The sequence below is a fragment of the Arenimonas sp. genome, from assembly GCF_036275555.1.
Lineage (GTDB): Bacteria > Pseudomonadota > Gammaproteobacteria > Xanthomonadales > Xanthomonadaceae > Arenimonas.
Genome location: NZ_DASUDO010000009.1, coordinates 78,887 through 99,498 on the forward strand (window position 1 = coordinate 78,887; position 20,612 = coordinate 99,498).

General features: G+C 70.3%; 17 protein-coding genes and 1 riboswitch. Of the genes, 10 read left to right on the top strand and 7 right to left on the bottom strand.

Features of this window, described 5'->3' with window-relative positions; translation table 11 throughout:
* The first annotated feature begins 22 nt into the window (after positions 1-22).
* Genes VFV21_RS02965 through VFV21_RS02980 form a run of 4 tightly spaced genes read left to right on the top strand, consistent with a single transcriptional unit; the run spans position 23 to position 3,487 of the window.
* The gene (locus VFV21_RS02965) at positions 23-226 is read left to right on the top strand and encodes a zinc-finger domain-containing protein (RefSeq protein WP_034213435.1); all 204 of its coding nucleotides are present in this window, start codon (positions 23-25) and stop codon (positions 224-226) included.
* Positions 227-239: 13 nt separating this feature from the next.
* A complete protein-coding gene (locus VFV21_RS02970; protein WP_329667999.1) occupies positions 240-1,349 on the top strand; it encodes a glycosyltransferase in 1,110 nt (369 codons plus the stop codon).
* Positions 1,327-2,595: an O-antigen ligase family protein gene (locus VFV21_RS02975; RefSeq protein WP_329668000.1), complete on the top strand. Its 1,269-nt coding sequence runs from the start codon at positions 1,327-1,329 to the stop codon at positions 2,593-2,595. The genes VFV21_RS02970 and VFV21_RS02975 overlap by 23 nt, the downstream gene beginning before the upstream one ends.
* 13 nt (positions 2,596-2,608) lie before the next feature.
* Complete coding sequence (locus VFV21_RS02980; RefSeq protein WP_329668001.1) at positions 2,609-3,487, top strand: lysophospholipid acyltransferase family protein; 879 nt, start codon at positions 2,609-2,611, stop codon at positions 3,485-3,487.
* A gap of 55 nt (positions 3,488-3,542) precedes the next feature.
* Here VFV21_RS02980 and lpxL read toward each other — a convergent pair whose 3' ends face one another.
* Entirely contained in the window at positions 3,543-4,445 is a 903-nt protein-coding gene (gene lpxL, locus VFV21_RS02985; protein WP_329668002.1) for an LpxL/LpxP family Kdo(2)-lipid IV(A) lauroyl/palmitoleoyl acyltransferase, read from the bottom strand.
* A gap of 58 nt (positions 4,446-4,503) precedes the next feature.
* Between lpxL and waaA the strand changes: the two genes are divergently transcribed.
* On the top strand, positions 4,504-5,808 hold the full coding sequence (gene waaA / locus VFV21_RS02990) for a lipid IV(A) 3-deoxy-D-manno-octulosonic acid transferase (RefSeq protein ID WP_329668003.1): 1,305 nt from the start codon (positions 4,504-4,506) through the stop codon (positions 5,806-5,808).
* Positions 5,809-5,826: 18 nt separating this feature from the next.
* Here the strand turns inward: waaA and VFV21_RS02995 are convergent, their stop codons facing one another.
* The 3 genes from VFV21_RS02995 to VFV21_RS03005 all read right to left on the bottom strand — a co-directional run bounded on the left by VFV21_RS02995 (position 5,827) and on the right by VFV21_RS03005 (position 8,766).
* Positions 5,827-7,239: a TolC family outer membrane protein gene (locus VFV21_RS02995; protein WP_329668004.1), complete on the bottom strand. Its 1,413-nt coding sequence runs from the start codon at positions 7,237-7,239 to the stop codon at positions 5,827-5,829.
* Between the two features lie 19 nt (positions 7,240-7,258).
* Entirely contained in the window at positions 7,259-7,912 is a 654-nt protein-coding gene (locus VFV21_RS03000; protein WP_034213446.1) for a protein-L-isoaspartate O-methyltransferase family protein, read from the bottom strand.
* A gap of 206 nt (positions 7,913-8,118) precedes the next feature.
* Complete coding sequence (locus tag VFV21_RS03005) at positions 8,119-8,766, bottom strand: TetR/AcrR family transcriptional regulator (RefSeq protein ID WP_329668005.1); 648 nt, start codon at positions 8,764-8,766, stop codon at positions 8,119-8,121.
* An 89-nt stretch (positions 8,767-8,855) separates the two neighbouring features.
* Between VFV21_RS03005 and VFV21_RS03010 the strand changes: the two genes are divergently transcribed.
* The 4 genes from VFV21_RS03010 to VFV21_RS03025 all read left to right on the top strand — a co-directional run bounded on the left by VFV21_RS03010 (position 8,856) and on the right by VFV21_RS03025 (position 15,937).
* A complete protein-coding gene (locus VFV21_RS03010; protein WP_329668006.1) occupies positions 8,856-9,962 on the top strand; it encodes an efflux RND transporter periplasmic adaptor subunit in 1,107 nt (368 codons plus the stop codon).
* A gap of 12 nt (positions 9,963-9,974) precedes the next feature.
* Positions 9,975-13,037: an efflux RND transporter permease subunit gene (locus tag VFV21_RS03015; RefSeq protein WP_329668007.1), complete on the top strand. Its 3,063-nt coding sequence runs from the start codon at positions 9,975-9,977 to the stop codon at positions 13,035-13,037.
* 151 nt (positions 13,038-13,188) lie between these two features.
* Positions 13,189-13,285: riboswitch (TPP riboswitch) on the top strand.
* Between the two features lie 65 nt (positions 13,286-13,350).
* A complete protein-coding gene (gene thiC, locus VFV21_RS03020; RefSeq protein ID WP_329668008.1) occupies positions 13,351-15,234 on the top strand; it encodes a phosphomethylpyrimidine synthase ThiC in 1,884 nt (627 codons plus the stop codon).
* A gap of 127 nt (positions 15,235-15,361) precedes the next feature.
* Positions 15,362-15,937, top strand: a complete 576-nt coding sequence (locus VFV21_RS03025; RefSeq protein WP_329668009.1) for a DUF4136 domain-containing protein — start codon at positions 15,362-15,364, stop codon at positions 15,935-15,937.
* Between the two features lie 101 nt (positions 15,938-16,038).
* Here the strand turns inward: VFV21_RS03025 and VFV21_RS03030 are convergent, their stop codons facing one another.
* On the bottom strand, positions 16,039-17,142 hold the full coding sequence (locus VFV21_RS03030) for a hypothetical protein (protein WP_329668010.1): 1,104 nt from the start codon (positions 17,140-17,142) through the stop codon (positions 16,039-16,041).
* Positions 17,143-17,252: 110 nt separating this feature from the next.
* Positions 17,253-17,801, bottom strand: coding sequence for an inorganic diphosphatase (ppa, locus tag VFV21_RS03035; protein ID WP_329668011.1), 549 nt, complete (start codon positions 17,799-17,801; stop codon positions 17,253-17,255).
* A gap of 245 nt (positions 17,802-18,046) precedes the next feature.
* On the opposite strand from ppa, the gene VFV21_RS03040 reads away from it, so the two are divergent.
* Positions 18,047-18,409 carry an Hpt domain-containing protein gene (locus VFV21_RS03040; protein WP_329668012.1) on the top strand — a complete coding sequence of 121 codons (363 nt, stop codon included), beginning with the start codon at positions 18,047-18,049 and terminating at the stop codon, positions 18,407-18,409.
* A gap of 132 nt (positions 18,410-18,541) precedes the next feature.
* Here the strand turns inward: VFV21_RS03040 and VFV21_RS03045 are convergent, their stop codons facing one another.
* The gene (locus VFV21_RS03045) at positions 18,542-20,584 is read right to left on the bottom strand and encodes a sodium-translocating pyrophosphatase (RefSeq protein ID WP_329668013.1); all 2,043 of its coding nucleotides are present in this window, start codon (positions 20,582-20,584) and stop codon (positions 18,542-18,544) included.
* Positions 20,585-20,612: the final 28 nt, after the last annotated feature.

Here is a 20,612-nt window from a genome sequence, read left to right on the forward strand (position 1 = left end):
CTGTCCCGGAGGATCCCCCGCCATGTCGCGAACCGACACCGCCACCGGCCGTGCCGCGGCCAACACCGAGCGCCGCTACGAGGTTCGCCGCGCCGAGCTGCCGCTGTCCTGCCCGACACCGGCCATGGCCCTCTGGAATTCCCATCCCCGCGTCTACCTGCCGGTCGAAGAGAACGGCAGCGCCACCTGCCCGTACTGCGGCGCCGTCTACGTCCTGAAGGACTGACCCGGGCGCCCCCTTGCGCCGCCTGACCGTCGTCCAGTTGCTGCCCGCGCTGCATAGCGGCGGCGTCGAGCGCTCCACCCTTGAGATCGCCGCGGCCCTGGTCGCGGCCGGGCACCGTTCGGTCGTCATCTCCGCGGGTGGGCGGCTGGTCGAGCGCCTGGTCGCCGGCGGCAGCGAGCACATCGCGCTGCCGGTCGGCCGCAAGTCGCTGTCGGCCTTGCGCACCGCCTTCGCCCTGCGCCGCACGCTCGCGGCGCTGGAGCCCGACATTGTCCACGCGCGTTCACGGCTGCCGGCCTGGCTGGCCCGCTTCGCGCTGCGCGGGCTACCCAAGCCGCGGCCGCGTTTCGTGACCACCGTGCACGGCATGAATTCGCCCGGCCGCTACAGCGGCGTGATGCGCTCGGGCGAGGCGGTCGTCTGCGTTTCCGAAACGGTGCGCGAGTACGTGCTTCGACACTGGCCCGACACCGATCCCGCCCGCCTGCGCGTGGTGCCGCGCGGCGTGGACACCGCCGATTTCCCGCGCGGCTTCCTGCCTTCCGCCGAGTGGCGCGAAGCGTGGGCGAGGCAATGCCCGGCGCTGCAGGGCGGTCGCTTGCTGCTCATGCCCGGCCGCGGCACCCGGCTCAAGGGCCACGCCGAGGCGATCGAACTGCTGGCCACGCTGCGCGCCGAGGGCCACGACCTGCGCCTGTGGCTGCTGGGCACCGACGAGCCGGGCCGCGAGGCCTACCTCGGCGAACTGCGCGCCCTGGCCGCCGCGCGCGGCGTCGCCGAGGCCGTGGTGGCCAGCCCGCCGCGCCACGACGTGCGCGAGGCCTACGCCGTCGCCGACCTCGTGCTCCAGCTCTCCACCAAGCCCGAAGCCTTCGGCCGCACCGTGGTCGAGGCGCTGTCGATCGGCCGCCCGGTGCTGGGCTGGGACCACGGCGGCGTCGGCGAACTGCTGCGCGCGCTGTACCCCGCGGGCGCCGTGCCTTTGGACGATCGCGCCGCGCTGGCGGGGGCCGCGCGCACCCTGCTTGCCGCGCCGCCGCCGATGCCGGTTACCATCCCCCACACCCTGGCGGCGATGCAGTCCGCCACCCTGGAACTCTATGACCAGCTCGTCGCCGACTGAAACCAGCCTGCGCTGGGCCCCGTGGTGGGTGCTCGCGTTCGTGGCGCTGTGGCCGCTGCACGGCCCGGCCGAAGTGGTTCTGTCGCTCGGCGCGCTGGCCGCGCTCGCGGTGCTGGCGCTGTCGCGCTTCCGGGGCGGCATGGCCCTGCTCAGCCACGAGGCCTGGGCGCTGACCAGCGTGCTGTTCTGCGCGTACTGGATCCCCGAGCTGGTGTCGTCGATCGATGCCGTCGACGCCGGCCGCGCGCTGCGCGAATCGCTGGTGGACCTGCGCTACCTGCCTTTCCTGTGGCTGGTGGCGATGGCTGTCGCCGACGAGCGCGGCCGGCGGCTCACGTTCGGCGGCATCGCCGTGATCGCGACGCTGTGGCTGGTGGATGGGCTCGTGCAGGCGGCCACCGGCTGGAGCCTCGGCGGGCCGGCCACTGCCGACCGGCTGAGCGGCGTGTTCGGCGCCGAGAACCTGAAGCTGGGCCTGGTGCTCGCCAGCCTGGCGCCGTTCCCGCTGGCGGCGGCCTCGCAGCGCTTCGGCGTGGTGGGCTGGCTGCTGATGGCGGCGGCGCTGGTGGTGGTGGTGCTGCTGGCCGGCGCGCGCGCGTCCTGGCTCACGCTGGGCCTGGTGCTGGTGTTCAGCGGCTGGCGCCAGCTGGGCAGCAAGCGCGCGATGCTGGTGCTGGGCCTCGGCGGTGCGCTGCTGTTCGCGCTGTCGATGACCTTCTCGGACAAGCTGCAGGAGCGCGTCGAGCGCACCGAGGCCGCGCTCAACGGCGGCACCGAGGGCCTGGACCACGCGCTGTCAGGACGGCTGCCGATCTGGCAGGCCGCCTGGAACATGGCGATGGCGCATCCTGTCAACGGCATCGGCGTGCGTGGTTTCCGCCAGGCCTATCCCGAATTCGCCGTCGAAGGGGACCCCTGGCTGCAGGATGCCGAGCACGGCGCCGGCTACCACGCGCACCAGATCGTGCTGGAAGTGCTGAGCGAAACCGGCGCGATCGGCCTGCTGCTGTGGCTCGGCGGCGTGGCCCTGGCCTGGCGCGCCTGGCGCTTCGCCACGCCGGCGGCGCGCGCGCGGGCGGCGGTGCCGGCGCTGGCGCTGGCGGTCACGGTGTTCCCGCTCAACACCCATCTCGCGTTCTATTCGACCTTCTGGGGCGGGCTGACGCTGCTGCTGGCGGCGCTGTATGCCGGCAGCCTGCTGGCCCGGCCCGGCGACGCCGACGACGCCGACCCCGGCGCGCGCTGAGCCCCGGCCGGCGATGCGCTGCCTGCTGCTGACGCCCGTCATCGCGCTGGCCAAGGGCGTGGCGCGGCTGCCGCAGCCAATGCTGTTGGCCCTGGGGCGGGCGCTGGCCTGGCTCGCCTGGCCGCTGCTCGGGTCGCGGCGGCGCATCGCGCGCATCAACACCGGCCTGTGTTTCCCTGAACTGCCGTCGCAAGAACGCCGCCGCCTCGCGGATGCCAGCGTGGCCAACACCGTCATCGGCGCGCTGGAATTGCTGCGCGCCTGGCACGCGCCGGCGAAGTCGCTGGATGGGCTTGCACGCATCGAAGGCCTGGAGCACCTGCGCGAGGCGCTGGCGCGCGGGCAGGGCGTGCTGCTGATGTGCGGCCACTTCACCCACACCGAGCTCGCGGTGCGGCTGCTGTCGCAGGCGCTGGGGCGGCCGGTGCGCGTGGTCGTGCGCCGGCACAACAATGCCTGCCTCGAGCGCTGGTTCGACCAGGCGCGCGCGGCGGTGTTCGGGCCGACGATCGGCAAGAAGGACGTGCGCGGCCTGCTGCGCGCGCTGTCCACGGGCGAGCCAGTGGTGTATTCGGCCGACCAGAACTTCACCTACCAGAATGCCTTCGTGCCCTTCTTCGGCGTGCCGGCCTCGACGCTCACCGCGACGCCGGCGCTGGTGCAGCGCGCCAACGCGGTGCTGCTGCCGTTCTGGTACCGGCGCGAGGCCGACGGCCGCTACGCGATCCGCATCGAGCCCACCTGGGCGGGCTGGCCCGCGGGCGATCCGGCACGGGACGCCGCGCGCTACATGCAGGAGCTCGAAACCGTGGTGCGCGAAGCGCCCGAGCAATACCTCTGGGCCCACCGCCGCTTCAAGACGCGGCCGCCCGGCGAAGCGCCGGTGTATTGAGGCTTCGCCGCGCCGACGTTCGTTCGCGAAGCGCTTTCCGTCGTCGGGCCGGCGCTCAGTCGTAAATTCGCTTGCTGCCGTCGGGCTGGCGCTTGAAGCGCTGGTGCAGCCACAGGTACTGCTCGGGGCAGCGGCGGATCAGGCCTTCGAGCGCCGCCATCACGCGCGCGGTGTCGGCGGTGGCGTCGCGCGACGGGAAACCTTCCAGCGCCGGCAGCACTTCGATGCGGTAACGCCCATCCGGCAGGCGCTCGTGGAACAGCGGCAGCACCGCCGCGCCCGACAGCCGCGCCAGCTGGTGCGTGGACGTCAGGCTCCAGGCCGGCTGGCCGAAGAAGGGCACGAACACGCTGTCGCCGCGCCGCGTCTCCTGGTCGGGCGCGAACCACAGCAGGCCGCCCTGCTTGAGATGGCGGATCACCGGTCGCAGCTCGTCGCGCGCGAACATCGCCACCGCGTGCCGCAGCCGGCCGCGGCGTACCGCCCACTCCATCGGCGGCTGCTCGTGCGGGCGGTACATGCCGGCCAGCGGGATGTGCTGGCACAGCAGGCGCATGCTGATCTCGAGCGTGGTGAAGTGGGCCGAGACCAGGATCACGCCGCGGCCGCCGGCGCGCGCGGCTTCGAGGTGCTCCAGCCCGGTGAGTTCGCATTCCGCGGGCGCGGGCAGCCGGCCCCACCAGGCGCGCAGGAATTCGAACACGCCCAGGCCGAGGGCGCGGAAGTTACGGCCCAGCAGGTCCTCGCGCGCCGCATCGGACAGTTCCGGGAAGCACAGCGCGAGGTTGGTGGCCGCGGCCCGCCGGCGCGAGCCCAGCAGCCGGTACAGCACCGCGCCCAGCGGCGGGCCCAGCGCGCGGTGCACCCGCAGCGGCGCGCGCGCCAGCGCCCAGCCGAAGCCGATCAGCAGCCAGGTCGGCCAGTGGCGCGGGGACAGCGGCGGGGAGGGCTCGGCCATGGCCCGCATTCTAGCCGCTGGCGGCGCAGGCCCGGCGGCCTCGGGTATCCTTCCGCGCATGCCACTCACCCTTGGGCAGCGCGTACTGTTGGGCCTGTATTCGCTGGTCCTGCACCTGGCGTTCCCCGTCACCCTCTACCACCTGGTCTGGCGCGGCATGCGCCAGCGCGAATACCTGCGCCGCTGGACCGAGCGCTACGGCTGGATCGAGGACAAGCTCGACCTGCGCGACACGCTGTGGGTGCACGCCGTCTCGGTAGGCGAAGTGCTGGCGGCGCGGCCGCTGGTGGATGCGCTGCTGGAGAAGCACCCGGAGCGCCCGCTGCTGGTCACCACCATCACCCCGACCGGCTCCGAGCGCGTGCGCGCGATCTGGGGCGACCGCGTCCACCACGTCTACCTGCCCTACGACCTGCGCGGCATGGTGCGGCGTTTCCTCGACCGTGCGCGGCCGGCGCTGGCGGTGATCGTCGAGACCGAGATCTGGCTCAACCTCTACGTCGAGTGCGGTCGCCGTGGCATTCCGCTGGTGATGGTGAACGCGCGCCTGTCGCAGCGCTCCCTGCGCGGCTACCTGCCGGTGCAGGCGCTGGCGAAGCTGGCGATGCGCGCCGTGCACCTGGTGGCCGCTCAGTCGGGCCCGGACGCGGCGCGGCTGGCGCGCATCGGCGCCGACCCGACGCGCATCCACGTCACCGGCAACCTCAAGTACGACCTCGCCATCCCGGCTGGCCTCGACGTGCAAGCCGCGGCCTGGCGCGGCGCGTGGGGCGCGGCGCGCAAGGTATGGATCGCGGCCAGCACGCATCCGCCCGAGGAAGCCGCCGTCATCGCGCTGCACCAGCGCGTGCTGGCCGCGCATCCGGACGCGCTGCTGCTGTGGGCGCCGCGCCATCCCGAGCGCTTCGGCCCGGTGGCGCAGGCGCTGGCCGAGGCCGGCCTGTCGGTGGCCACGCGCCGCGGCGAGGGCCTGCCCGGGCCGTCGCACCAAGCCTTCGTGATCGACACGCTGGGCGAACTGCTGGGCTTCTTCGCGGCGTCCGACCTCGCCTTCGTGGCGGGCAGTTTGTGCGACGTGGGCGGACACAACGTGCTCGAGCCGGCGGCGCTGGGCGTGCCCAGCGTGGTGGGCCCGTACACCTTCAATTTCGCCGAAGCCACGCGCCGCCTGCGCGACGCGGGCGCGCTGGTGCAGGCCGCGGATGCCGCGGCGTTGGGGAATGCCGTGTTGGCGCTGCTGGCGGATCCGGCGCGTTGCGCCGCGATGGGCGAGGCGGGAAGGCAACAGGTCGGCGAACATGCCGGCGCCTTGGGCCGGACCCTGGACCTGCTCGAGGACGTGCTCGCGGGCCGGCGCGCCTAGGCGCGCCGGCCGCGGGGTTTACTGCGACAGCGACTCGTCGAGCGCGGCTTCCGCGTCCTGCACCAGCACGCGGTTCACTTCCTGCAGGTCGGCCAGGGCGATGGTGCCGGCGGCCTGCTTCAGGCGCAGGGTGTTGACCAGGAAGTCGTGGCGGGCACGGGCGTACTCGCGCTGGGCCTGGAACAGCGACTGCTGGGTGATCAGCACGTCGACGATGGTGCGGGTACCGACTTCCAGGCCGGCTTCGCTGGCCTCGTAGGCGGCCTGGGCGGAGACCACCGACAGGCGGCGCGCCTCGACCTCGGCCGAACCGGCGCCGAGCGAGCGCTGGGCGTTGCGGGTCTGGCGCACCACGGCGCGGCGCTGCTGCTCGAGCTGGTCGGCGGCGGCATCGCGGTTGTGCACGGCCTGGCGCACGCCCGACTGGGTGGCGCCGCCGGCGAAGATGGGCACGGTGAGCGTGACGCCGACGCGGGTGGACTCGCTGGTGTTGTCGAAGCTGGTGGTGCCCGGCAGCGGCGCGAAGATCTCGTTGTCGCCGTAGCCGTTGCCGTCGCTGTAGCTGGCGGTCAGGCCGAGCGAGGGCAGGTGGCCCGAGCGCGCGGTGCCGATGTCCTTCTCGGCGGCGGTGACGGCCAGCTCGCGGGCCAGCAGCGACGGGTTGTTCTCCATCGCCACGGCGACCCAGTCCTGGCTGATCAGTTCGGTCGGGTCGGTCGGCTTGTAGTCCTTGTCCAGGCCCTTGAGGCTGTCGACTTCGGTGCCGGTGATCTCGGCCAGGGCCTCGCGGGCGTCATCGAGCGCATTGGCAGCGGCGATGGCGTTGGCGCGGGCGGTGTCGAAGCGGGCGCGGGCCTCGTGCACGTCGGTGATGGGGGCCAGGCCGACTTCCAGGCGCTTCTCGGCCTGGTCGAGCTGGCGCTTCACCGAGCGCTCCTCGGCGCGGGAGGAGGCCAGGGTCTCGATGGCGGTGAGTACGTTGAAGTAGGCGGTGGCCACGCGCACGACCAGCTCGTCCTGCGCGGCCTTGTACTCGGCCTCGGCCTGGCCGGCGCGGGCGCGGGCGGCGCTGAGGCGGGTGTAGTTGCCGTGGTCGTACAGGCTCTGGCGCAGGTTCACGCTCCAGCCGCGGCTGGTGTTCTCGCTGCTCGATTCCGACGGCGGCTGCACCACGGCGCCGAAGGCCTGGGAACCGGTGCTGTCGGTTTCGGTGCGGCTCCAGCTGACGCTGCCGTCGAGCTGGGGCAGCAGCGCGGCGCGGCTCTGCACCACGCCCTCGCCGGTGGCGAGACTGCGCGACTCGGAGGCCGAGAGCACGGGGTCGCTCTGGCGCGCCATTTCGTAGGCTTCCAGCAGGTCGGCGGCGTTCGCGCTGCCGGCGGTGCCGGCCAGCAGGATGGCGAAGGTCAGGGGACGGAGGCGCAGGCGCATGGGCAGGTCCTGTTGCTAATTAGAAGGCGAAGTGCGGCGCCGGGGCGGCGCCGTGCAGGTAGGGGACGTCGGTTTCGAACAGGCTTTCGCGGTGGAAGCCTTCGCCGCGGCGGGTGATCCGCAGGGCTTCCTGCACCGGCGAGGCGCCGTGGATCACGAACAGGCGGCCGCCGGGCTTGAGCCAGGCGCCGAAACGCTCGGGATCGGTGGCGACGGCGCCGGTGACGCAGATCGCGTCGAACAGGCGGCCGGGCTGCCAGGTGAAGACGTCGGCGCATTCGAGCCGGACGTTGGTGACGTGGTCGTTGGCCAGGCGCTGGCGCACGCGCTCGACGAAGTCGGCGTGGCGCTCGACGCTGGTGACGTCGCGGGCCAGGGCGGCCAGGCAGGCGGTGATGAAGCCGGAGCCGGTGCCGATCTCCAGCACCTCGTCGCCCGGCTCGAGGTTCATGGCCTGGAGCATGCGGCCCTCGACCACGGGCTTCATCATCACCTCGCCGTGCTCAAGCGGCAGCGGCAGGTCGGCGAAGGCCAGCTTGCGGTGGCGCAGGGGCACGAAGTCCTCGCGGCGGACCGTCATCAGGGTGTCGAGCACACGCGGGTCGAGCACGTCCCAGGGGCGCACCTGCTGTTCCACCATCGCGTGGCGGGCCTGCTGGAAATCAATCGGCATGTCGGCTAAATCCTTGAATCGCAAGGGTCGTGATTTTACGCCCCGCCCGGCGTCCGGCGAAAGGCAGGATGCAGGAGCGGGAACGGTGGTGGCGTGAATGCGTTGACCCGCACCGGTTCCGGCGGTGCATGGACAGGATGCTGGCGGCCCCGCGGGGGCCAGTAGTGCCGATAGTCACCGGAACGCCCGACACGGGGGGCATGGGTTCAGGCTCCGTGCCGGCCCGGGCCGTAGGCGCGCAGGAACAGGTCCACCGTGGCCTCGAGGTGCTTCTCGACCGCCCGCGGATCCAGCGGATCGTGGCAGCCGCAGGTCAGCTTGGCGTGGTGCTCGCCCTTGAGCAGGCAGAAGAACTGCGAGGCGGCCAGGGCGCAATCGGGGATGTGCAGCTCGCCGGCCGCATGCTCGGCCCGCAGGAAGGCGGCCAGGGCCTCGGTCGTCCGCTTCGGGCCGGCGTCCCAGAACAGGCGCGGCAGGTGCGAATCGTCCGGCAGCTGGCGCGACATCATCCGGTGGATGTTGACGGCATCTTCGCTGGTGATCAGGGAAAAAAAGGCCCGGGCGATGCGCAGTAGCTGGCCGCGGATCGGGCCCTCGAACCGGGCCACGAACAGGTCGGAGGGCAGCAGGTCCTCGCAGCGCGCCTTCACGGCCTCGACGAACAGCGTGTCCTTGTCCTGGAAGTGGCTGTAGACCGTCAGCTTCGACACCCCGGCGGCCTGGGCGATCGCGTCCATGCTGACCCCGTCGTAGCCCCGGGCCGGGAACAGGGCCTTGGCGGCGTCGAGGATGGCGGCGCGCTTTTCCAGGTCCTTGGGGCGGCCGGGGGCGGCGGGGCGGGTGGCTCGGGTCATGGCGAGATTATTATTGAACTCGTCGGTTTGGTAAAGATAGTATACCCCTCGGTTCACTAAAGCCTGACTCCCCGATGAGCGCTCCCGCCATGATCCCACGCCTTCTCCTCCTCCTCGGCGCGCTGGCGCTCTCGGCCTGCGGCAGCGACGAGCCCGCCGAAGGTCCGGCCCGCCCGGCGCTGGTGGTGCAGCCCGCCCCGGCGTCCGAAGTGCTGAGCGTTTACGCCGGCGAGGTCCGCGCCCGGCACGAGCCGGCGCTGGCCTTCCGCATTGGCGGAAAGATCACCCGCGTGCAGGTCGATGTCGGACAGGCGGTGGAGAAGGGCCAGGCCCTCGCCGAGCTCGATGCCTCCGACGTGGCGCTGCAGCTGGAGGCGTCGCGCGCGGCGCTGGCGTCGGCCGAATCCGATTTCTCGCTCGCGAAGTCCGAGCTCGAGCGCTACCAGAGCCTGCTCGACCGCCAACTTGTTAGCCGCTCGCTGTACGACGCGCGCGTGTCCGCGCTGCAGGCGGCCGAGGCGCGCGTACGCCAGGCCCGCGCCCAGGCCCGCGTGTCCGACAACCAGGCCGGTTATGCGGTGTTGCGCGCGCCGGCCGACGGCGTGATCGCCCAGCGCCTGGCCGAAGCGGGCCAGGTCGTGGCCGCGGGGCAGACGGTCTTCATGCTGGCCGAGAACGGCGACCGCGAGGTGCTGATCAGCGTGCCCGAGCAGAGCGCCGCCGACTTCAGCCCGGGCCGCGCGCTGGCCGTGGAGCTGTGGTCGGCGCCGGGCAAGCGCCTGCCCGCGACGCTGCGCGAGATTTCGCCCGCGGCCGATGCGCAGGCGCGCACCTTCGCCGCGCGCGTGCGCTTCGACGCGGGCGATGCCCGTGCCGAAGTGGGCCAGAGCGCGCGCGTGTACGCGCTGCAGGACGGGCCGGCCACGCTGTCGGTGCCGCTGTCCGCGCTGCACCAGAAGGACGGCGAGCCGGCGCTGTGGGTGGTGGATCCCGCGACCTCCACCGTGCGCCTCAAGCCCGTGAAGACCGGCCCGTTCGGTGAAAGCCTGGTGCCGGTGGTGTCGGGCCTGGAGGCGGGCGAGTGGATCGTCGCCGCCGGCGTGCACCTGCTGCTCGAGGGCCAGCGCATCAAGCCGATCGACCGAGAGAACCGGCCGGTCGTGCTCGCGCCCGCCGCCGCACCCGCCGCGAACTGAGGCGCCCCCGCCATGGCCTCGAACTTCAACCTCTCCGAGTGGGCGCTGCGCAACCGGTCGCTGGTGCTGTACGCGATGGTGGTGCTCGCCATCGTCGGCTGGTTCAGCTACCAGCGGCTGGGGCAGTCGGAAGACCCGCCCTTCACCTTCAAGATCATGGTCGTGCGCACCTTCTGGCCGGGCGCTACCGCCGAGGAAGTGGCGCGCCAGGTCACCGACCGGGTCGAGAAGGAAGTGATGGAGACCGGGCGCTACGAATTCGTCCGCTCGTATTCGCGTCCCGGCGAGTCGCTGGTGATGCTGATGAGCAAGGACTCGATGGTCTCGCGCGAGCTGCCGCAGCTCTGGTACGACGTGCGCAAGAAGGTGGGCGACATCCGCCACACGCTGCCCGCGGGCGTGGTGGGGCCGTTCTTCAACGATGAGTTCGGCGACACCTTTGGCAATATCTATGCGCTCTCGGGCGACGGGTTCGACTACGCCACGCTGAAGGACTACGCCGAGCGCATCGAGCTGGAACTGCACCGCGTACCCGACGTCGGCAAGATCGAATTGGTCGGCCTGCAGGACGAGAAGATCTGGATCGAGCTCTCGAACACCAAGCTGGCCACGCTGGGCGTGCCGCTGGAGCTGGTGCAGCGGGCGATCGACGAGCAGAACGCCATCGCGCCGGCGAGCTTCTTCGAGACGGCGACCGATCGCGTTCAGCTGCGCGTGTCCGGGCGCTTCGACAGCGTGGAGCAGATCCGGGACTTCCCGATCCGCGTTGGCGACCGCAGCTTCAAGCTGGGCGACGTGGCCGAGATCACCCGTGGCTTCGCCGATCCGGCGGCGCCGCGGATGCGCTTCATGGGTGAGAACGCGATCGGCATCGCGGTGAGCATGCGCGCGGGCGGCGACATCATCCGCCTGGGCGACGTGCTCGACACCGAATTCGCGCGCCTGCAGGAAAACCTGCCGGTCGGCATGACGCTTCAGAAGGTGTCGGACCAACCCAAGGCCGTGCGCAGTTCGGTGGCCGAGTTCGTGCGGGTGCTGACCGAGGCGGTGATCATCGTGCTGCTGGTCAGCTTCTTCTCGCTGGGTTTCCGCACCGGCCTGGTGGTGGCGCTGTCGATCCCGCTGGTATTGGCGATGACCTTCGCCGTGATGCATTACTTCGGCATCGGCCTGCACAAGATTTCGCTCGGCGCGCTGGTGCTAGGCCTGGGCCTGCTGGTGGACGACGCCATCATCGCGGTCGAGATGATGGCGGTGAAGATGGAGCAGGGCTACAGCCGCATGAAGGCGGCCGCGTTCGCCTATGAATCCACCGCCTTCCCGATGCTGACCGGCACGCTGGTGACGGCGGCCGGCTTCCTGCCGATCGCCACTGCGGCTTCGAGCACGGGCGAGTACACGCGCTCGATTTTCCAGGTCGTGACGATTTCGCTGATCCTGTCCTGGATCGCGGCCGTCGTTTTCATTCCCTACCTCGGCTACAAGCTGCTGCCCGACCCCAAGCCGCACGGCGACGGACCGCAGCATGACCCTTACGCCACGAAGTTCTACCAGACGGTCCGCCGCTGGGTGACCTGGTGTGTGCGCCAGCGCAAGACCGTGATCGCGGTGACGGTCGCGGCGTTCGTGGCCTCGATCCTGCTGTTCCGCTTCGTGCCGCAGCAGTTCTTCCCGTCGTCGACGCGGCTGGAGCTGATGGTGGACCTGGAGCTGGCCGAGGGCGCGTCGCTGCACGCCACCGAGGCCGTGGCGCAGCGGCTGGAGGCCGAGCTCAAGACCCGCGAGGACATCGAAAGCTACGTCGCCTACGTCGGCACCGGCACGCCGCGCTTCTACCTGCCGCTGGACCAGAAGCTGCCGCAGGCCAACTTCGCGCAGTTCGTGGTGCTCACGCCCGACATCGAGTCGCGCGAAGCGGTGCGGCAGTGGCTGATCGGGCTGTTCGACGAGAAGTTCAACGACGTGCAGGCGCGCGTGTCGCGGCTGGAGAACGGGCCGCCGGTGGGCTTCCCGATCCAGTTCCGGGTGTCCGGCGAACACGTGGACGACGTGCGCCGCATCGCGCAGCAGGTCGCGGAAAAGGTGCGCGCCAACGAGGCGGTCACCAACGTCAACCTGGACTGGGACGAGCCCAGCAAGGTCGTGCGCCTGCAGATCGACCAGGCCCGCGCCCGCGTGCTGGGCATCAGCTCGGCCCAGGTGGCGGCCTTCCTGCGCGGCTCGCTGTCGGGCACCACGGTCAGCACCTACCGCGACGGCAACGAGCTGATCGAGATCCTGCTGCGCGGCCCGGCGCAGGAGCGCGAGCAGCTGTCGCTGCTGGGCAGCCTGTCGGTGCCGGCCGGCAACGGCCGCAGCGTGCCGCTGTCGCAGATCGCCACGCTCGAGTACGGCTTCGAGGACGGCATCATCTGGCACCGCAACCGCCTTCCCACGATCACCGTGCGCGCCGACATCTACGGCGAGAAGACCCCGCCCAGCGTGACCGCCGAGATCCTGCCGACGCTTGACGAAATCCGCGCATCGCTGCCACCGGGCTACCTGCTCGAGACTGGCGGCACGGTCGAGGACTCCAACCGCGGCTCGAAGTCGGTGGCCGCGGGCGTGCCGCTGTTCCTGTTCGCGGTCACGACCCTGCTGATGCTGCAGCTGCGCAGCTTCCCGCGCACGGCCATGGTGCTGCTGACCGCGCCGCTGGGACTGATCGGCGTGGTGCTGTTCCTGCTGGTGTTCCGCGTGCCCTTCGGCTTCGTGGCGATGCTGGGCACGATCGCGCTGAGCGGCATGATCATGCGCAACTCGGTGATCCTGGTGGACCAGATCGAGCAGGACATCGCGGCCGGGCATCCGCCGGCCCAGGCCGTGGTGGACGCCACGGTGCGCCGCTTCCGCCCGATCGTGCTGACGGCGCTGGCCGCGGTGCTGGCCATGATCCCGCTGTCGCGCAGCGTGTTCTTCGGCCCGATGGCGGTGGCGATCATGGGCGGCCTGATCGTGGCCACCGCCCTGACCCTGCTGTTCCTCCCGGCGCTGTATGCCGCGTGGTTCCGCGTGCCCCGGCCGGCTCGGGTTTGATGCTTGGCCACGGATGAACACGGATAAAGGCGGATGAACACGGATAAGAGCGGATATTTTTGATCTTGTTCCGTGGCTATCTGTGCTTGTCCGTGTTCATCCGTGGCAAATAACCGCCCTCGCATCGCGACGGCCCCCGTGGTTCAATGTGCGCCTGAAGCGGGGGTGCCCGGGCGTCAGCGGGCTGAGAATTACCCTTCGAACCTGATCCGGCTCGCACCGGCGTAGGGAGCTTCGTGGTGCTGGCCCCGGGCTGGCGCCCCGGCGCCGCCGCTTCGTTCCGCCCCGCCCGGGGCTTAAGAGGACGAAACGCATGAATGCCCTGCCCACCGAGCTGCTCCGCCAGGCCCAGCAGCTGTCCGAATCCGTGACGCGCCCGATCCCGGGCTCGCGCAAGATCCACGTCGAAGGCTCCCGCCCGGACATCCAGGTGCCGATGCGCGAGATCGCGCTGGACCCGACGCCGCGCATGTACGGCATCCAGGAGCCGAACGCGCCCTTCGTCGTCTACGACACCTCGGGCCCGTACAGCGACCCGAACGCCAACATCGACCTCGGCGCCGGCCTGGCGCCGCTGCGCGCGCAGTGGATCGCCGAGCGCGGCGACAGCTCGCCGCTGCCGGGCCTGAGCTCGGAGTTCGGCCGCGGCCGTGCCGCCGACCACAAGCTCGACAGCGTGCGCTTCCCGGCCCTGCGCCCGCCGCGCCGCGCCCACGCCGGCGCCAACGTGAGCCAGATGCACTACGCCCGCCGCGGCATCATCACGCCGGAGATGGAGTACATCGCCATCCGCGAGAACCAGCGGATCGAGGCCATCAAGGAAGCCCACCTGCTGCGCCAGCACGCGGGCCAGGCCTTCGGCGCCAGCATCCAGAAGTTCATCACGCCCGAATTCGTGCGCGACGAAGTGGCGCGCGGCCGCGCGGTGATCCCGGCCAACATCAACCACCCGGAACTCGAGCCGATGATCATCGGCCGCAATTTCCTGACCAAGGTGAATGCGAATATCGGCAACAGCGCCGTGTCGTCGGGCATCGCCGAGGAAGTGGAGAAGCTGGTCTGGTCGATCCGCTGGGGCGCGGACACGGTGATGGACCTGAGCACCGGCAAGAACATCCACGAAACCCGCGAGTGGATCCTGCGCAATGCGCCGGTGCCCATCGGCACGGTGCCGATCTACCAGGCGCTGGAAAAAGTGGACGGCAAGGCCGAGGACCTGACCTGGGAGATCTTCCGCGACACGCTGATCGAGCAGGCCGAGCAGGGCGTGGACTACTTCACCATCCACGCCGGCGTGCTGCTGCGCTACGTGCCGCTGACCGCCAAGCGCGTCACCGGCATCGTCAGCCGCGGCGGCAGCATCCTGGCCAAGTGGTGCCTGGCCCACCACAAGGAGAATTTCCTCTACACGCACTTCGAGGAAATCTGCGAAATCATGAAGGCCTACGACGTGACCTTCTCGCTGGGCGACGGCCTGCGCCCCGGCAGCATCGCCGACGCCAACGACGCCGCGCAGTTCGGTGAACTCGAGACCCTGGGCGAGCTGACCAAGATCGCCTGGAAGCACGACGTGCAGACCATGATCGAGGGCCCCGGCCACGTGCCGATGCACCTGATCAAGGAGAACATGGACAAGCAGCTCGCCGTCTGCGGCGAGGCGCCGTTCTACACCCTCGGCCCACTGACCACGGACATCGCGCCGGGCTACGACCACATCACCAGCGCGATCGGCGCGGCGATGATCGGCTGGTTCGGCACGGCGATGCTTTGCTACGTCACCCCGAAGGAGCACCTGGGCCTGCCCGACAAGAACGACGTGCGCGAAGGCCTGATGGCCTACCGCATCGCCGCACACGCCGCCGACCTGGCCAAGGGCCACCCGGGCGCGCAGGCCCGCGACAACGCGCTGAGCAAGGCCCGCTTCGAGTTCCGCTGGGAAGACCAGTTCAACCTGGGCCTCGACCCGGAGCGGGCGCGGGAGTACCACGACGAAACCCTGCCCAAGGACGCCCACAAGGTCGCCCACTTCTGCTCGATGTGCGGCCCGCACTTCTGCTCGATGAAGATCACCCAGGACGTGCGCGAGTACGCCGCCAGCCAGGGCGTCACCGACGAGGCCGAGGCGCTGGAGAAGGGCATGGCCGAGAAGGCCGAGCAGTTCCGGGCCCAGGGCGCGCAGCTGTACCGCCGGGACTGAGCCGGTTCCGCCATTCGTCGGCCGCCGCCCGCCGGCGGCCGGCGTTTACCGGTCCGGCTCAGCCCCGATTCATGCCGGCTCGACCGGCCGCGTGCTAGTTTCGCGGCATCCAACCGGGAGGTGCGTCATGTCCGTCTCACGCCTTTGGCAGGCCTTCGCCCTGCTCTCCGTCGTCCTGCTGGCCGGCTGCGCCACCGGGCCCCGCATCACCACCGATTCCGACCCGTCGGCCGACTTCGCGCGCTACCGCAGCTTCGCGTTCTACGAGCCGCTGGCGGTGGAGACCGAGGGCTATTCCACCCCGTCGAGCAACCGCATGAAGGCCGCGGTGCGCCGTGAGCTCGAAGCCCGCGGCTATGTCTACGACGAGTCCGCCCCCGACCTGCAGGTCAACATCAACGCCTACGTGGACGAGCGCACCGACGTCTACAACACGCCGCAGATGGAAACCGCGCTCTACTACAGCTACCGCGCCCGCTCCTACGTGGCGGTGCCGTACTGGACCAACCGCACCGACGTCTACCGTTACGCGGAGGGCACGCTTAACGTGGACCTCGTCGACGCGCGCGAGAAGGCGCTGGTGTGGGAAGGCGTGGCCGTGGGCCGCATGTCGCGCCTGAAGCCGGCGGAACGGGCGGCGCGGATTGATTCCACCATCGCCGACATCTTCGCGGAGTATCCGCACCGGGCGGGGGCGCGCTGAGGCGCCGACTTCATTGGAATGAAAAAAAGCCGCCCATGGGGCGGCTTTTTCATTTCGGGCCTTCCAGGGGGGATGCCTGGCCTCGGCGCCAGGCCCCGCGATCAGCGGCCGGGAACGCGGCAGCAAATCGCTTTCGGAATGACCTGCTGGGACAAGGCGCTGACGTTCTTGGCGAAGATCTGCACGGAGCCCGAGCTGATGTAGCTGTCGGCCACCACGACATCCTGGCTGGCGGTGATGGCCGCGCTGACCGCCGAGTACCCCGCCGGGCAGTTGACGGTCGACAGCAGCGCGTACTCGCCGGCCGTCATGGTCCGCAAGGCGCCGTCCACGCTGGTGCACTGCAGGGCGGTGGCCGCCGGTGCCGAGTAGAAGCCGACGATGTCGGCGACGAAATGGGCGCCGGCGAAGGTGTAGATCGTGAAATCGCTGCTCGTCAGCGGCGTGGGCAGCTTGACCACGATGGCGTTGTTGACGATCGCGCCGGCCGTGTAGTTCACGCTCGAGGCCAGCGGACGCGCCGCGCCGAACGGATAGGCCGTGGCGAAGCCCGCGCCGGATGGCGCCACGGCGGTGAGGTTGATCACCACCGCCGCCTGCCCCGCGGCCACCATGCCGCAATCGGTGGCGCTGCCGCCCTGGCTGCTGAAGTTGCCGCCGCCGCCCACCACCGCGTTGAAGTTGCGGCTGCCCTCGCTGGCGATCACGCCGCCCGCCACGCGCGTGTCGAGGATGCGGCACGGCGTGACCGGCGTGAACACCAGGTCGCTCGCGGCCGAACCCAGTGCCTGTGTGCCCACCTGGGCGTCGGTCAGGCGCGGGTCAAGGCTGGCCCGCGCCATGGAGTCGATCACCTGGTCGTCGGAGACGCGGCTGCCCGCGCCGTTCAAGGCCGCCGTCGCGCCCTCGTACGTGCTGCGCCGGAGCGCATCGCGGAAGTTGTCCGGGTCGGCATGGATGAAGGTGGACACCATGCGCCGGGCCCACGCCTCGACCGGAACGCCGTAGACGTCCTGCACGTAGGGGCCCCACTTGCGCACGAAGACCCGGGCCATGGCGCCGCGTTCGGCGGGGCTCAGGGGGCCGGACGCGACCTCGGCCCGTGGCGGGAGTTTGGATTGCAGGGAGCTGGCCTGGACGGCTGGGGAAACGCAGGTCGCGCTGGCCGCCAGCAGGGTAAGGGCGACGCGAAGGGTGCAGTTCATGGTGGACTCCTCGTTGGGTGCCCCCTTGCCAACGTCCGGGGCCGGTCGCTCCGGCCAAAGAAAAAGCCACCCGCGAGGGTGGCTTGGTCCTGGATCGCGTGGCGGGAAACTCAGAAGTTGAGCTTCTCGGGGCTCGCCTCGAAGCGCTCGACCGAATCCACGATCTCCCGGCGGGCGGCATCGGCGCCTTCCCAGCCGTCGAGCTTGACCCACTTGCCCTTCTCCAGGTCCTTGTAGTGCTCGAAGAAGTGGCCGATGCGCTCGAGCCAGTGCGGGCTGACCTGGGTGATGTCGTGGATGTGCGAGTAGCCGCCGAAGACCTTGTCCACCGGCACGGCCAGCAGCTTGGTGTCCTCGCCCGCCTCGTCCTTCATCTTCAGCATGCCGACCGGGCGGCAGCGGATCACCGAGCCGGGGATCAGCGGCAGCGGCAGGATCACCAGCACGTCCACCGGGTCGCCGTCGCCGCACAGGGTGTGGGGCACGTAGCCGTAGTTGCAGGGGTAGCGCATCGGGGTCGACAGGATGCGGTCGACGAAGATCGCGCCCGTGGCCTTGTCCACCTCGTACTTGACCGGGTCGGCATCCTTGGGGATCTCGATGACGACGTTGATTTCGTTCGGCACGTCGCGGCCGGTGGGCACCAGGTCAAGGGCCATGGGGAAACTCCTGCTTTGCCCGGGGGAGGGCTTCTTGTGGGGGCGCAAAGGATACGGGAAAGCCCCTGAGCCCGCACTCGGGCCCCGCTCCCTGTGGGAGGGACTTCAGTCCCGATGCTCCACGGCGAGACGCATCGGGACTGAAGTCCCTCCCAGAGGGAGTGTCGAGGGGTGGCCAAAGGTGGGGCTGGTCAGGGCCGGGGCCAGCGGCGAGAATGCCGGCTGGTCCATCGGAAACCCCCGCCATGGCTGCCCAGCCCCTGCTCGAACCCAAGGCCCTGGAACTGCTGCGCATGCTCGACCGCGACCGGCCGGGCTCGTTCAGCGAGTTCGTGCGCATGTTCGTGCACGAGGCGCCGGACCTGGTGCGCAAGATGGAGCAGGCCCACGTGGCCCGCGACCCCGACGCGCTGGGCAAGGCCGCGCACTACCTGCGCTCGGCCGCGCTGGCGATGGGCGCCAGCGAGCTGGTGGGCGTCTGCCAGGGCCTCGAGCACCTGGACGAAACCCAGATCGCCGACCAGGCCATGGCCGACCGCTTCAACGAACTGCGCCGCGCGGTGCGCGACTCCCTGATCCTGCTGCTGCAGGAAGTCCCCCAGATCTGACCTCGCCTGTAGGAGGGACTTCAGTCCCGAAGCTTTTCGGCGAAGAGCTTCGGGACTGAAGTCCCTCCTACAGGAAGCAAAAGAAGAAGCCCCGGTTTCCCGGGGCTTCTTCGTTTCAGCGGACAGCGCGGATCACAGCATCGGGATCAGCAGCAGCGCCACGATGTTGATGATCTTGATCAGCGGGTTGATGGCCGGGCCGGCGGTGTCCTTGTACGGGTCGCCGACGGTGTCGCCGGTGACCGCGGCCTTGTGGGCCTCGCTGCCCTTGCCGCCGTGGTGGCCTTCCTCGATGTACTTCTTGGCGTTGTCCCAGGCGCCGCCGCCGGTGCACATCGAGATGGCCACGAACAGGCCGGTCACGATGGTGCCCATCAGCAGGCCGCCCAGGGCGTTCGGGCCCAGGATCACGCCGACCAGGATCGGGATGATCAGCGGCAGCATCGACGGGATGATCATTTCGCGGATCGCCGACTTGGTCAGCAGGTCGACCGCCTTGTCGTACTGCGGCTTGCCGGTGCCTTCCATGATGCCGGGGATCTCGCGGAACTGGCGGCGCACTTCCTCCACCACCGCACCGGCCGCGCGGCCCACCGCCTGCATGGCGTAGGCGCCGAACAGGTAGGGGATCATGCCGCCGATCAGCAGGCCGATCACCACGTCCGGGTTCGAGATCGAGAAGTCGACCTCGGCGCCGGTCTCGCCCAGCTTGTGCGAGTAATCCGCGAACAGCACCAGCGCCGCCAGGCCGGCCGAGCCGATGGCGTAGCCCTTGGTGACGGCCTTGGTGGTGTTGCCCACGGCGTCGAGGGCGTCGGTGGTCTTGCGGATTTCCTTGTCCATGCCCGACATCTCGGCGATGCCGCCCGCGTTGTCGGTGATCGGGCCGTAGGCGTCCAGCGCCACGATCATGCCGGCCATCGACAGCATCGAAGTGGCCGCGATGGCGATGCCGAACAGGCCCGCCAGCTCATAGCAGCCCCAGATGGCGGCGGCCACGGCCAGCACCGGCGCCGCGGTCGACTTCATCGAGACCGCCAGGCCGGCGATCACGTTGGTGCCGTGGCCGGTTTCCGAGGCCTTGGCGACCTGCTGCACCGGCGCGTACTCGGTGGCGGTGTAGTACTCGGTGATCACCACCATCGCCGCGGTCAGGCCCAGGCCGATCAGGGCGCAGTAGAACAGCGGCATCGCCAGCGACGCCATGGCGCCGGTGAACATGCTGGTGGTGACCCAGTAGAACGCGGCCGCCGCCAGCACGCCCGAGACGGCCAGGCCGCGGTAGAGCGCGTTCATGATCTTGCCGCCGTCGCTGACCTTCACGAAGAAGGTGCCGACGATCGAGGCCAGGATCGACACCGCGCCCAGCACCATCGGGTAGAGCACGCCGGTGGTGCCGTACTGGGTGAAGTAGATGCCGGCGATCAGCATCGCCGCGATCACGGTCACCGCGTAGGTCTCGAACAGGTCGGCCGCCATGCCGGCGCAGTCGCCGACGTTGTCGCCCACGTTGTCGGCGATCACGGCCGGGTTGCGCGGGTCATCCTCGGGGATGCCGGCTTCGACCTTGCCCACCAGGTCGGCGCCGACGTCGGCGCCCTTGGTGAAGATGCCGCCGCCCAGGCGCGCGAAGATCGAGATCAGCGACGAGCCGAAGGCCAGGCCGATCATCGGCTGCATCGCGGCATTCACCGCCGCCGCGTCCGTGGCCGCGGCGCCGCCGACGAACCAGAAGTAGCCGGCCACGCCCAGCAGGCCCAGGCCGACCACCAGCATGCCGGTGATGGCGCCGCCCTTGAAGCTGACGTTGAGTGCGGTGTTGAGGCTCACCGTGGCCGCCTGCGCGGTACGCACGTTGGCGCGCACCGAGACGAACATGCCGATGAAGCCCGCCAGGCCCGAGAGCACGGCGCCGATGGCGAAGCCGATCGCGGTGGGCCAGCCCAGCACCGGCACGAAGCCGATGACCAGGAACAGCACCACGCCGACGATGGCGATGGTCAGGTACTGGCGGCGCAGGTAGGCGCCGGCGCCTTCCTGGATGGCCGCCGCGATCGCCTGCATTTTTTCGTTGCCGGCCGGCTGGCCGACGATCCACTTCGCGACCACGATGCCGTAAAGGATGGCGATCGCCGCACAGGCGAGCGCGAGGTGCAAACCGTATTGCTCGAACATGTAAACCCTCCCCAGAGTTCAGACACGG

Excerpts from the sequence above, each read along its gene's own strand:
- VFV21_RS03025 (WP_329668009.1), top strand. The coding sequence starts at position 15,362 with ATGTCCGTCTCACGCCTTTGGCAGGCCTTCGCCCTGCTCTCCGTCGTC.
- VFV21_RS03045 (WP_329668013.1), bottom strand. The coding sequence starts at position 20,584 with ATGTTCGAGCAATACGGTTTGCACCTCGCGCTCGCCTGTGCGGCGATC.
- VFV21_RS03040 (WP_329668012.1), top strand. The coding sequence starts at position 18,047 with ATGGCTGCCCAGCCCCTGCTCGAACCCAAGGCCCTGGAACTGCTGCGC.
- VFV21_RS02980 (WP_329668001.1), top strand. The coding sequence starts at position 2,609 with ATGCGCTGCCTGCTGCTGACGCCCGTCATCGCGCTGGCCAAGGGCGTG.
- VFV21_RS03010 (WP_329668006.1), top strand. The coding sequence starts at position 8,856 with ATGATCCCACGCCTTCTCCTCCTCCTCGGCGCGCTGGCGCTCTCGGCC.
- VFV21_RS03030 (WP_329668010.1), bottom strand. The coding sequence starts at position 17,142 with ATGAACTGCACCCTTCGCGTCGCCCTTACCCTGCTGGCGGCCAGCGCG.
- VFV21_RS02975 (WP_329668000.1), top strand. The coding sequence starts at position 1,327 with ATGACCAGCTCGTCGCCGACTGAAACCAGCCTGCGCTGGGCCCCGTGG.
- VFV21_RS03005 (WP_329668005.1), bottom strand. The coding sequence starts at position 8,766 with ATGACCCGAGCCACCCGCCCCGCCGCCCCCGGCCGCCCCAAGGACCTG.
- thiC (WP_329668008.1), top strand. The coding sequence starts at position 13,351 with ATGAATGCCCTGCCCACCGAGCTGCTCCGCCAGGCCCAGCAGCTGTCC.
- VFV21_RS03015 (WP_329668007.1), top strand. The coding sequence starts at position 9,975 with ATGGCCTCGAACTTCAACCTCTCCGAGTGGGCGCTGCGCAACCGGTCG.
- VFV21_RS03000 (WP_034213446.1), bottom strand. The coding sequence starts at position 7,912 with ATGCCGATTGATTTCCAGCAGGCCCGCCACGCGATGGTGGAACAGCAG.
- VFV21_RS02965 (WP_034213435.1), top strand. The coding sequence starts at position 23 with ATGTCGCGAACCGACACCGCCACCGGCCGTGCCGCGGCCAACACCGAG.
- ppa (WP_329668011.1), bottom strand. The coding sequence starts at position 17,801 with ATGGCCCTTGACCTGGTGCCCACCGGCCGCGACGTGCCGAACGAAATC.
- waaA (WP_329668003.1), top strand. The coding sequence starts at position 4,504 with ATGCCACTCACCCTTGGGCAGCGCGTACTGTTGGGCCTGTATTCGCTG.
- lpxL (WP_329668002.1), bottom strand. The coding sequence starts at position 4,445 with ATGGCCGAGCCCTCCCCGCCGCTGTCCCCGCGCCACTGGCCGACCTGG.
- VFV21_RS02995 (WP_329668004.1), bottom strand. The coding sequence starts at position 7,239 with ATGCGCCTGCGCCTCCGTCCCCTGACCTTCGCCATCCTGCTGGCCGGC.